This window comes from Actinacidiphila yanglinensis, assembly GCF_900107965.1.
In the GTDB taxonomy this organism is placed as follows: Bacteria; Actinomycetota; Actinomycetes; order Streptomycetales; family Streptomycetaceae; genus Actinacidiphila; species Actinacidiphila yanglinensis.
Genome location: NZ_FNVU01000006.1, coordinates 219,111 through 231,202 on the forward strand (window position 1 = coordinate 219,111; position 12,092 = coordinate 231,202).

General features: G+C 72.4%; 10 protein-coding genes. 8 read left to right on the plus strand and 2 right to left on the minus strand.

Annotation, left to right across the window (positions count from 1 at the left end):
- The first annotated feature begins 98 nt into the window (after positions 1-98).
- The 4 genes from C4U44_RS15990 (at position 99) to C4U44_RS16005 (ending at position 2,520) form a co-directional block, all read left to right on the plus strand.
- Entirely contained in the window at positions 99-971 is an 873-nt protein-coding gene (locus C4U44_RS15990) for a helix-turn-helix domain-containing protein (RefSeq protein ID WP_103886464.1), read from the plus strand.
- Entirely contained in the window at positions 968-1,279 is a 312-nt protein-coding gene (locus C4U44_RS15995; RefSeq protein ID WP_103886465.1) for a DUF397 domain-containing protein, read from the plus strand. Before C4U44_RS15990 ends, C4U44_RS15995 begins: the two co-directional genes overlap by 4 nt.
- A gap of 86 nt (positions 1,280-1,365) precedes the next feature.
- A complete protein-coding gene (locus C4U44_RS16000) occupies positions 1,366-2,187 on the plus strand; it encodes an SAM-dependent methyltransferase (protein WP_103886466.1) in 822 nt (273 codons plus the stop codon).
- 54 nt (positions 2,188-2,241) lie between these two features.
- Complete coding sequence (locus tag C4U44_RS16005; RefSeq protein WP_103886467.1) at positions 2,242-2,520, plus strand: hypothetical protein; 279 nt, start codon at positions 2,242-2,244, stop codon at positions 2,518-2,520.
- Between the two features lie 56 nt (positions 2,521-2,576).
- Here C4U44_RS16005 and C4U44_RS16010 read toward each other — a convergent pair whose 3' ends face one another.
- Positions 2,577-2,942, minus strand: a complete 366-nt coding sequence (locus tag C4U44_RS16010; protein WP_235032121.1) for an SH3 domain-containing protein — start codon at positions 2,940-2,942, stop codon at positions 2,577-2,579.
- A 365-nt stretch (positions 2,943-3,307) separates the two neighbouring features.
- Here C4U44_RS16010 and C4U44_RS16015 point away from each other — a divergent pair, with 365 nt between their 5' ends.
- The 3 genes from C4U44_RS16015 (at position 3,308) to C4U44_RS16025 (ending at position 9,460) form a co-directional block, all read left to right on the plus strand.
- Entirely contained in the window at positions 3,308-6,883 is a 3,576-nt protein-coding gene (locus tag C4U44_RS16015) for an alpha-N-acetylglucosaminidase TIM-barrel domain-containing protein (protein WP_103886468.1), read from the plus strand.
- Between the two features lie 43 nt (positions 6,884-6,926).
- Entirely contained in the window at positions 6,927-8,129 is a 1,203-nt protein-coding gene (locus C4U44_RS16020; protein ID WP_103886469.1) for an ROK family transcriptional regulator, read from the plus strand.
- Positions 8,130-8,266: 137 nt separating this feature from the next.
- Positions 8,267-9,460: an anhydro-N-acetylmuramic acid kinase gene (locus C4U44_RS16025; protein WP_235032122.1), complete on the plus strand. Its 1,194-nt coding sequence runs from the start codon at positions 8,267-8,269 to the stop codon at positions 9,458-9,460.
- A 93-nt stretch (positions 9,461-9,553) separates the two neighbouring features.
- Here the strand turns inward: C4U44_RS16025 and C4U44_RS16030 are convergent, their stop codons facing one another.
- Positions 9,554-10,525, minus strand: coding sequence for a MurR/RpiR family transcriptional regulator (locus tag C4U44_RS16030; protein WP_103886470.1), 972 nt, complete (start codon positions 10,523-10,525; stop codon positions 9,554-9,556).
- 273 nt (positions 10,526-10,798) lie between these two features.
- On the opposite strand from C4U44_RS16030, the gene C4U44_RS16035 reads away from it, so the two are divergent.
- Positions 10,799-12,091: a sugar ABC transporter substrate-binding protein gene (locus C4U44_RS16035; protein WP_103886471.1), complete on the plus strand. Its 1,293-nt coding sequence runs from the start codon at positions 10,799-10,801 to the stop codon at positions 12,089-12,091.
- The last annotated feature ends 1 nt before the right edge of the window (position 12,092 follow it).

A 12,092-nucleotide genomic window follows, 5' to 3' on the forward strand; every position in this document is an offset into this window, starting at 1 on the left:
CATCTCTCTGATACTTTCAACTCGTTGAATTCCGACTGTCGTCTTCGGTCAACTCCCGTAGGGTTCCGTGTCAGTGACAGTCACTCAGGAGGTTGGTCGTGAGCGAAGCCCGTCCCGGCGGCGGCACGAGCGCTCCCACCGTGCTACGCATGATCCTCGGCCGGCGGCTGAAGGACCTGCGGGAGAGCGTGGGGGTCTCGCTGGAGGACGCGGCGAGGGCGCTGCGTGTGGCGCCCCTGACGATCCGCCGGATGGAGAAGGCCGAGGTCGGCCTGAAGGTGCCGTACGTGGAGAAGCTCCTCCAGACGTACGGCGCCGACGCGCAGGAGACCGCCGAATTCCTCGACCTGGCCGAGCAGGCCGGCCGACCGGGCTGGTGGCACAGCTACCGCGATGTGCTGCCCGGCTGGTTCACCGCCTACGTGAGCCTGGAGAGCGACGCCCGGACCCTGCGCACCTATGAACCGCACTACGTCACGGGGCTGTTGCAGACGCACGGCTACGCCCTCGGCGTCCTGCGGGCGGGGTTCCCCAACGAGAGCGACGAGGACCTCGAACGGCGGGTGGACCTGAGGCTGCGCCGGCAGAGCCTGCTGGACCGGCCGGACACCCCCACCCTGTGGGTCGTGATGGAGGAGGCGGTGCTGCACCGCGTCATCGGCGGCCCGGAGGTGATGCGCGAGCAGATCGACCGGCTGCTGGAGGCGTCCGAGCTGCCCACCGTCACCATCGACGTCGTGCCGTTCTCGGTGGGCGCCCACGTGGGCGCCTTCGCCCCCTTCACCTACTTCCGGTTCGACGCACCGGAACTGCCCGACGTCGTCTACACCGAACTCCTCTCGGGATCGGTCTACTTCGATCAGCGGCCCGACGTGGTCGCCCACCTGGAAGCGCACAACCGGATGTCCCTTCTGGCGTCGACCAGTGACAGCAAGGCGCTCTTGAACCGCATGCGGAAGGAGTACGCATGACCACCACCGAAGGCGGCATCTACAACGGGATGCCGGCCTCCGAACTCGGCGAGTGGGGCTGGGAACGCCCCTGGAGCGGGACCAGCGGTGGGCAGTGCGTGGAGATGAAGCGGCTGAACGACGGCCGGGTCGCCGTCCGCCAGTCGACGGACCCGGCCGGGCCCGCGCTCATCTACACCCCCGAGGAGATCGGGGCCTTCCTCGCCGGCGTCAAGAACGGCCTCGCCGACCACATGACGGCGGCCCAGCCCGCCGACAACCGACCGCCGAACCGCCCCGGCGACAAGACGCACAACCGCATGCGCTAGGCCACGGGGACCGTGTGGACGGTCCCGGCCGCCGAGCAGTGCCAGCACATCGACGCATGAACGACGCACAGGACAGGAGGGACGCGATGACCGGCTCCCAGGCCGCACGGGGCATCGACACCAGCAAGCCGCATTCCGCCCGGATGTACGACTACTACCTCGGTGGCAAGGACCACTTCGAGGTGGACAAGCACGCGGCGGAGAAGGTGGCCGAGGCGTATCCCGGGATCTTCGCGTGTGCCACCGAGAACCGGGCGTTCATGCACCGGGCCACCCGCGTGCTCGCCCGCGAGCACGGCATCCGGCAGTGGCTGGACATCGGCACCGGCATCCCGACCGAGCCCAACCTGCACCAGGTCGCCCAGGCGATCGTGCCGCAGGCCAGGGTGGTCTACGCCGACAACGACCCGCTGGTCCTGAAGTACGCCGAGACCCTGATGCGCAGCGCGCCCGAGGGCCGCACCACCTACATCCACGCGGACGCCAACGACGCGGACGCGCTGCTGAGCGCCCCGGAACTCAGCGAGGTGCTGGACCTCAGCCAGCCGGTGGCGCTGTCCCTCAACGCGCTGCTGCACTTCATCACCGACGCGCAGGATCCGTACGGGCTGGTCGGCCGCCTCATGGAGGCGCTCCCCTCGGGCAGCGCCCTGGCCATCAGCCACTGCACCCCCGACTTCGACCCCGCCACCTGGGAGAAGGTCACCAGGATCTACGTGGACAGCGGGACGCCCGTGCAGTTCCGGTCCAGGGTGGACGTCGAGCGGTTCTTCACCGGCCTCGACCTGCTCGAGCCGGGGATCTCGGTCGGCCACCGCTGGCGTCCGGACCCGGACTCCGGCCGCGAGGGCGAGGAACTGACCGACGCGACGGTCAGCCTCTGGGCCGGCGTGGGCATCAAGCCGTAACGACCGTCAGGCGAGCGCCGGATTCCGTTCAGCAGCGGGAAGGGACGACAACCGATGCCCACACTCTGGAGATCCGTTCTGTCCGCGCTCCACAACCCCCAGGCCCCGGGGGCGCTCCATCAGCTCGCCCTCGGTGCCGCCGACCTCGCCCTCGGCAGCGACGAGGAGGCGACGGCGGACGACGTCTGCCGGACCGCCCGCGAGGAGTTCGGCGTCGAACTGGCGCCGCACGCCGCGGCGACGGCACTCGCCACGAGGCGGCGGACGCTGTCCGCCTGTGGCACGTCGCCGCTGAGCGGCTACCGGCCGGCCGGCCCCGAACCGCGGCCGTAACGCACCCTCCACCTCCTGGGACGGCGGGTGTTCACGGCCGCGGGCCGGCGGACCGGTCAGCCCTTGGCGCCACCGGGCACCATGCGCATCGTGCGGGCACCCGTGCGCAGGACGTCCTTGCAGTAGGACACGGTGCCGGTGTTGTCCACGTACTTCGCCGAGACCCAGTTCGAGTTGTCCCGGAGCAGGTACCAGATGTCGTTGCCCGCGATGTTCTGGGCGCGGACCTTGCAGCGCAGGCCGACCTGCTGGTGGTAGGCCAGCGAACCCCGCACGGAGGAGTCCGTGCTCGGGTACTGCCGCTGGACGACGCCGTCACCGGCGACGACCGTGCCGTACGGACGTGCCGGGGTGGCGGCCTGGGCCGGCACCGCGGCGAGCAGCGCGGTCCCGAGGGCCGCGGCGGTGGTCAGCGCGCCCACGCCGGCGATGACGCGAGCTCGGAGGGGACGAAGAGCAGCGGTTGTCGCCAAGGGATCTCTCCTGTTCCTGATGCGCAATGACATTCATTGGGCATGAGGAGAAATTACGTCGCCCCTTCCCCAATACCTCCGATAAATCGCCGCGTTGCGCCGAATGAGTAAGAAGCGCACAGATTTCGCAGCGTTCACCGATTCGGTCCGAATTCTCCCCTCCCCCCGCGCCGACCACGGCAACGCCGGTGCGCCGACGGCACGTTGACCGGATCCTGTCTCCCACTTGTGTGCGCTCTCTTGACGCTAAATGGCGTGTACCGCTCAACTGGCGCCATGAATACGAAGAGACACTTCATAAGGAGAGACACACCGTGACCGGCGGCGTGCGCCGCCCCTGGCGCCGGGCGCTCGCCGCCCTGTCCGTGCTCGCCGCGACCGCGGCACTCGTCGCCGTGCCCGGCACGGCCCTGGCCGGCACCGCACCTGCCGTCCGGTCCGCCACCACCACGACCCCCACCACCCACGCGACCACCACCACCTCCACCGCCGGCATCCCCGCACCGGCCGCGGCGATGGAACCGGCCCACGACGCGCTCGTCCGCCTGGTCGGAGCCGCCCACGCACGCCAGGTCGACCTGCGCCAACTCCCCGGCGGCGGCGCGGATCGCTACCAGGTCCAGGCGGAGGACGGTCGGCTGACCGTCAGCGGCACGACCCCGGCCACCGCGCTGCGCGGCTTCGGGGTGTACCTGCACGACGTCGTGCACGCGGACTTCTCGCTGAACGGCGACCAGGCGCACCTCCCGGCCGTACTCCCGCTGCCGAAGGACCCGATCGCCGGTGACGCGGCGGTGGCCCACCGCTTCGCCCTCAACGACACGAACGAGGGGTACAGCGGGCCGTACCTGGCCTGGGGCCAGTGGCAGCACCGGATCGACGTCCTCGCGCTCGACGGGATCAACGAGGTACTGGTCTACGAGGGCCAGGAGGCGGTGTACGAGCAGGCGTTCGAGCAGTTCGGCTACACCGCGGCCGAGATGCGCGCCTGGATCCCGCAACCCGGCCACCAGTCCTGGTGGATGCTGCAGAACCTGTGCTGCCTCGGCGGTCCGGTGCCCCAGCAGTTGATCGACACCCGGGTCGCGCTCGCCCGGCAGATCACCTCGCGGCTGCGCGCGCTCGGCATGACGCCCGTACTGCCCGGCTACTACGGCACCGTGCCACCGGACTTCGCGCAGAAGAACCCCGGCGCGCACACCATCGCGCAGGGCACCTGGAACCACCTGCAGCGGCCCGACTGGCTCGACCCCACCGGCCAGGACTTCGCCGCCGTGGCCGCGGAGTTCTACCAGGTCCAGACCCGGCTGTTCGGGTCCAGCTCGATGTACAAGATGGACCTGCTGCACGAGGGCGGGCAGGCCGGCGACGTGAACATCCCCGACGCCTCCCGCGCCGTGCAGGACGCGCTGGAGAAGGCCCACCCGGACGCGATCTGGGCCATCCTGGGCTGGGAGAACAACCCGCTCCAGGCCACTCTCACGGCAGTCGACAAGTCGAGAATGCTCGTCGTCGACGGCAACTCCGACCAACCGAGCACCACCGACCGCGACCACGACTTCGACGGGGTGCCCTACGCCTTCGGCACCATCTGGAACTTCGGCGGCCACACCAACCTCGGCACCAGCCTGACCACTTGGAACACCAAGTTCCACCAGTGGCTGGCGCGCCCGGGAACGGCGCTGAACGGGATCGCCATGATGCCCGAGGCGATCGACAACAATCCGGCCGCCGTCGAGTTCTTCGCCGGCCTGGCCTGGGAGCCGGCGGCGGTGGACGTGCACCAGTGGTTCACCGACTACGCCACCGCCCGGTACGGCGGGCAGGACCCGAACGCCGACGCCGCCTGGCGCATCCTCGCCGACACCGTCTACGCCTGGCCCCCGACCAACGACACCAAGCACGTCACCGGTGTCTACGAGCTCCAGCCGTCGCTGACCGCCACCGGCGGCACCGTGAACTACGACCCGGCCCAACTCCGCCTGGCGCTCAGCGACCTGCTCGCGGTGCGTCCCTCGCTGCGGACGAGCACCGCGTACCGCTACGACGTCGTCGACCTCGCCCGGCAGGTGCTCGCCAACGACGGGCGCACCCTGCTGCCGCAGATCCGCGCCGCCTACGCGGCCCGCGACCGGGCGCTGTTCGAGCAGCTGACCGGGACCTTCACCGGCGAGATACAACTGCTGGACCGGCTGCTGGGCAGCGACAGCAACTTCCTGTTCGGCGCCTGGCAGGCGGAGGCCGCCGCCCAGGCCGGCTCGCCGGCCGAGGCCGCGGCACTGGAGTACGACGCCCGCTCGCTGCTCACCCAGTGGTCCGCGACCGGCGTGATCCAGGACTACGCCGCGCGGGAGTGGAACGGCCTGGTCGGCGACTACTACCTGCCGCGCTGGCAGACGTACTTCAGCGGTCTCGACCAGGCCCTGCGCACCGGCACCCCGGCGCCGGCGGTCGACTGGATCGCCGTCGCGACGCAGTGGGACGCGAAGACGACCCGCTACCGCAGCGCTCCGGCCGGTGACGCGCACGCGCTCGCCGAGCAGGTCGCCGCGGTTCCCGCGGGCGGGCTGTCGCTCAACGCCGAGACGCCCGGCGCGAAGCCCGGCGGCACGGTGCGGGTGACGGCGACGTTCACCGACCGCAACCCGGTGCGGGCCGCCCGGCAGCCGTCCTTCACGCTGACGGCGCCGGCCGGGTACCGGGTCACTCCGGTGGCCTCGCCGCCGCCCGGGGACATCTCCCCGAACGGGACGGCGAGCCGGAGTTGGGACGTGACCGTGCCCCGCGACGCCGCACCCACCACGGTGGTCCCGCTGTCGGGGCGGGTCACCTGGACCTCGGGCAGCGCCCGCGGTGCGGCTACCGCCGCGGCGGGCGCGGTCGTCGCCGGCACCGTGTCCGCGCCGTACCGCACCGCTTCCACCACGCCGGTGACGGTGGCCCGGAACGGGTCGACGCTGTCGCTCGCCGGGGGCGGCGCCGACCAGTACGTGGGCAGCAACGAGTACGGCACGATCTACCGGCCCCAACTGCTCGCCGACGGCACGTCGGTGACGACGCAGGTGCTCGCCCAGGGCGACAGCGGGCCCTACGCCCGGGCCGGCCTGGTGATCGCCTCCGACCTGGGCACGCCGGGTTCGGGCGGCTACGCCACGCTGGCGGTCACCCCGGCGCACGGCTGCATGCTGAGCTGGGACTCCGACGGGGACGGGCGGCTGGACCACTACGCCGAGGACGACGGATTCAGCGCGCCCGCCCACCTCCGGCTCAGCCGGACCGGCGACACCATCACCGGCGCGTGCAGCATCGACGGCACGAACTGGGCGGTCGTCGGATCGGCGACCGTACCGGGCATGAGCGCGGTCGAGGACGCGGGCGTGGACTTCTCGGCCGTCGACCGGGACACCCACCTCGGCGGGTATGCCGTCTTCCGCGACCTGGCGGTGGGCGCCTACACGCCCCGGGACACCACCGGCGACCCGGTGGTGAGCGTCGGGCAGCCCGCGACCGCGCTGTCCTCCGAGGCGGGCAGCCCGCCGTCGGCGGCCGACGACGGGGACCGGACCAACAAGCAGTACTGGGGCGGGGTGATCGGCGCCGACAACACCTGGTGGCAGGTCGACCTCGGTTCGGACCGGCAGCTGTCGTCGGTGAACGTGCGCACCTACGTCGACGGAAAGCGGTACTACACCTACCGGTTGGAGGGGAGCACCGACGGCACCCACTGGTTCACCCTCGGCGGTAAGCTCGGCACCGCGCCGGCCACCGACGCCGGGGACACGTACGGAATGGACGCCCGGGCCCGCTACGTGCGGGTGGTGGGCCTGTCCAACTCGGCCAACGGTACGTTTCACCTGAGCGAGGTGACCGTGCGGGCCGCCGCCGGCTGAGGCCGCGGACCTGCGCGGGCGCCGGGACCCGGGAGGGCACGGAGTGGCGAACGGCGCCGGCGCCAGCGGCACCGCCGTACTGCGCGAGCTGAACCGCATCGCGGTGCTCGACGTGGTACGGCGGGCCGCGCCGGTTCCGCTGCGGATCACCGAGATCGCCGACCGCACCGGGCTGGCCCGGCCCACCGTGCGCCAGGCCGTCGACCTGCTGATCGAGCAGGACTGGCTGGTGGCCGTGCCGGGCCCGGACGACCGGTCGGTGGGCCGCCCGGCCACCCGGTTCGCGCTCGACGGACGGTCCCGTCCGGTGCTGGGCGTCGACGTGGGGCCGCACCGGGTCACCGCCGTCGTCGCCGAGGTCGGCGGCAGGTACCTCGCGGTCGTGCGCAAGGCCGTCGGCCGGTCTCGGGCGCAGGACGTCCTGTCGGCGATGGACGCCGCCGTGCGTTCCGCGCTGGAGGAGGCGAGGGTCGCGCCGGATTCGGTGGCCGCGGCCACCGCCGCCTCACCTGGCCTGATCGACGCCGGATCGGGCACGGTGACGCTCGCGCCGAGCGTCGGGGGCTGGCCGTCGCTGGCGATCGTCGAGCACGTCTCGGCCGTCGTGCCCTGCCGGGTACGCCTGGAGAACGACGCCAACCTCGCCGCGCTCGCCCTGGCCCGCGCGCAGGGCGACCCGCACGGGACGCTGCTCGCCGTGCAGTGGGGCGAGCGCCTGGGGGCCGGGATCGTCATCGACGGCCGGCTGCACCGGGGGGCACGGAACGCCGCGGGCGAGATCGGGTTCATCGGCGACGGCGCCCGGCTGGTCACCGAGGGCGGGCGCGGCGAGTTGGAGAGCAGGCTTTCCTCCGAGGCGATCGGGCGGCGCGGCATCGAGGCGGCCGCGCTGCACCCGCGCTCGGACCTGGCCACGCGCATCGCCGCCGGCGCCGACCCGGCCGCCGCTGTCTTCAGCGCGGCCACCCGGCGCGACCGCGCGGCGCTCGCCGTCGTCGACGAGGTCGCGGCCACCTTCGCCCGGGCCGTCGCGCCCGTGGTGCTGGCCCTTGCCCCGGACGCGCTGGTGATCGGCGGCGGGGTGGCGCGGGCGGGCCCGGTGCTGGCCCGCGCCATCGCCGAGCACCTCGGCGAACGCGCCCTGGTGTGCCCGCAGGTGACCCTCTCCGAGCTGGCCGAGGACTCGGTGGTCTCCGGCGCGGTGCAGTTGTCGACCGACGACGTCTGGGCCGCCGCCCTGTCCTGAGGCCAGGTCCCGGTCACGCCGTCGGGGGCGCGCGTGCGCCGCACCGGCTGCGTGGCGGGCGTCCCCCCGTGGTGAGCCGCGGCGGCGGGTCCACCCATACTGGGCCGACCGCAGCCTCGCTCCCCGGGAGAACACACGTGATCGTCGTCGGCCTCATGTCCGGTACCTCGATGGACGGCCTGGACGTCGCCGTCGGCGAGTTCGGCCTCGCCGAGGGGGTGCTGACGCTCCGGCTGCTCGGTGCCGAGGAGTACGCCTGGCCGCCGGAGACCCGGGAGCGCCTGCTTGGGCTGCTACCCCCGGCCGAGGTCGGGCTGGCCGAGGTCTGCGCGCTGGACACGCTGGTCGGGCAGGCGAGCGCGGACGCGGCCGTGCGCGCGATCGAGCGGTTCGCCGGCGGCCGGGCCGATCTGGTGGCCTCGCACGGGCAGACCGTGTACCACTGGGTCACCGACGGGCGGGCCCGCGGCACCCTGCAACTCGGCCAGCCCGCCTGGATCACCGAGGCGACCGGGCTGCCGGTGGTCTCCGACATCAGGGCCCGCGACATCGCGGCCGGCGGCCAAGGCGCCCCGCTCGCCAGCACCCTGGACGCCCTCTGGCTCGCCGGCGACGGACCGGGCGGCGGCGCCCCGGCCCGCCGCGCCGCCCTGAACCTCGGCGGCATCGCCAACGTGACGGTGGTCGGCGGCCCGGCCGAGCCCGTCACCGCCTTCGACACCGGCCCGGCCAACTGCCTGCTCGACGCGGCCGCCCACCGCCTCACCGGCGGCAGGGCCGGCAGCGACATCGACGGGCGGATGGCGCGGGCCGGGACCGTCCGCGGGGATCTGCTGGCCCGGCTGCTGGAGGAGCCGTACTACCTGCTGCCGGCGCCCAAGTCCACCGGCCGCGAGCTCTTCCGCGCCGATTACGTCGAGAGCCGCTGCGCCGGGCTGCCCGCGGTGACCGACCAGGACCTGATGGCGACGCTGACCGAACTCAGCGCCGTCACGGTCGCGGACGCCTGCCGCCCGTACGGGCTCGCCGAGGTCGTCGCCTCCGGCGGCGGGGTGCGCAACCCGGCGCTGATGGAGGCGCTGCGCGCGCGGCTGCACCCGGTCCCCCTCGTCATCAGCGACGACCGCGGGCTGCCCGCCGGGGAGAAGGAGGCGTACCTGATGGCGCTGCTGGGCTTCCTGAGCTGGTACGGGATTCCCGGTGTGGTGCCCGGCGCGACCGGGTCCGCGACACCACGGGTGCTGGGCCGGATCACCCCGGGCGACGCCCCGCTCCGGCTGCCGGAGCCGGCACCGCGCCCGCGCCGCCTCGACATCCTCCCGCCGGCCTGAGCGGTACGGCGGAGCCGGACCGGCCGGCAACGGGTCCGCCGGCACGGCACGGCTCCACCCGTTGACCGGTGCGGGGCGGAGCCGTGCCTTCCGCTACTGGCTGTCGGCCGGCGCGCGGCGCCCGCTGTGCGGGTGCGGCCGGCGCTGGTGCACCACCCCGTAGGTCTGCGCGAGCGCGGCGGTCGCCCGGTCGTAGGAGCTCTGCGCGATGCCGACGAACAGGCAGTCCACGACGGCGAGTTGGGCGATCCGGCTGGCGGTCGAACCGGATCGCAGCGGCATCTCGCGGACCGCGGTGGTGAGCACCAGGTCGGCGCACCGGGTGAGCAGCGAGCCCGCGAAGTTGGTGAGGGCGATCGTGGTCGCGCCGCGCTCGGCGGCGGCCTGCAGCGGGTCGACGGTGTCGGCCGTGGCGCCGGAGTGGGAGATGCCGACCGCCACGTCGTTCTTGCCCAGCAGGGCGGCGGCGGTCAGTGCCGCGTGGGCGTCGGTCCAGATGAACGCCATGAGGCCGATGCGGTGCAGCTTCTGGTGCAGGTCCTGGCCGACGAAACCGCTCGCGCCGACACCGAAGATGTCGATCCGCCGGGCCTGGGATATCGCCCGCACGGCGAGCTCCAGGATGTCCAGGTCGAGGTTGGCGCCGGTCTCCTCCAGCGCGCGCGCCTCGTTGTAGATGATCTTGTCGACGACCTGGGCGAGGGTGTCCCCCTCGCTGATGTCGCCGCTGGCGCGCAGCCGTTCGGCGCTCTGCGCGTCCTCGCGCGCCGCCGCGCCGGCCAGCGTCACCCGCAGCTGCGGGTAGTTGCGCAGGCCGATGGTCCGGCAGAACCGCATCACGGTCGTCACCGAGGTCTCCGCCTGCACGGCCAGCGCGGTGCTCGACAGCCGCGCCGCGGCGGCCGGGTCGCTCAGCACGGCGGCGGCCACCCGCCGTTCGGCCGGCTGGAGGGAGGGCATCGCGCCGCGGATCCGGACCAGCACGTCACCCGCGAACGCCGCACCGCCCGCTCCGTTGGGCGCGGACGCGGCGGTGGGCGCGACCGGCAGTGCGCGCTTGGCCATGGCTTCCTCCTGACGGCGTTGGCGACAGCGTAGCCGAGCGTCGATGTTAAAAAACAACATCCTGAACGAGCTTCGCGGCAGTTATTGACGCAGCAGGGTGCCATCCCCATACTTGCCGAATCGCCGCAGCTCAAAGACGGTCCACAGGCGGGCCGTCCGGTCATGCCGCATGCCCATCGGGCAGAGCTGCGCGTACGGGGAGGGACGGCGCCGGCCGGCCGAGGTCCCCTGTGCGACACCGCCGCCACCGCCGCGCAAAGGAGACACCACTCGATGAGATCGATGTTCAAGACAGGTCTGGCCGGACTCACCGCGGCCGTCTTCCTGCTCACCGCGTGCGGGAACGACGGCTCGTCCTCCTCCTCGTCGGGCTCCTCCTCCGGTGGCAAGACGCTGACCTGGTGGGTCATGAAGGGCACCAACCCGGACGCCACCGCCTTCTACGCCGCCGCGAAGAAGGAGTTCAAGGCCGAGACCGGCGCCACCCTGAAGGTCCAGGAGGTCCAGTGGGCCGACGCCCACGACAAGCTGGTCCGCGCCTTCGCCGGCGGTGACGGCCCCGACGTGTCCGAGATCGGCACCACCTGGACCCCGGAGTTCGCCGCCGCGGGCGGCCTCGACGACCTCACCCAGCAGATCAACTCCTCGGGGATCTCCAAGGACCTGATCCCGGCCCTGAAGGACTCCGCGACCTACGACGGCAAGCAGTACGGCGTCGGCTGGTACGCCGGCGTGCGGGCGATCGTCTACCGCAAGGACGTGTTCGACCAGCTCGGTCTGAAGACCCCGACCACCTGGGCCGAGCTGGAGCAGACCGTCAAGACGCTCAAGCAGAAGAAGCCCGGCATGATGCCCATGCCGATCGCAGGCGAGAGCTCCTACGCCTCCGCGCCCTTCATCTGGGGTGCCGGCGGCGACTTCGCGACCGACAGCGGCGGCAAGTGGACCGGCTCCCTCGACTCGCCGCAGGCCCAGGCCGGCCTGAAGTTCTACACCGACCTCGCCCTGAAGGACGGCTCGTCCAGCGTCGGCGCCTCGACCTGGAAGGAGACCGACCTGCTCGACTCCTTCGTCAAGGGCAAGGCGGCCATGGTCATCCAGGGCAACTGGACCCCGAAGACCGCGGTGGCCACCGACCCCTCGCTCAAGGGCAGGATCGGCGCCTTCCCGATCCCCGGCAAGAACGGCGGCATCGCGCCCGCGTTCCTCGGCGGCTCGAACCTCGCGGTGCTCAAGACCAGCAAGAACCCCGACCTCGCCTGGAAGTTCATCAAGATGATGACCACCGGCGACCTGAGCAAGAAGTGGGCCGACCAGGCCGGGTACTTCCCGAGCACCACCACGCAGCTCAAGCAGTACGCCAACAGCACCGACCCGCTGGTGGCGCCGTTCGCCAGGACGATGCTCGACGCGGGCAAGAACGTGCCGAGCGCCCCGCAGTGGGGTGCGGTCGAGGGCGACCAGACGGTGACCCAGATGCTGCAGGCGATCCTCACCGGCACCTCGGTGCAGAAGGCCACCAAAACCGCCTCGGACGCCATCACCAAGACGCTCCAGGAGAACTGAC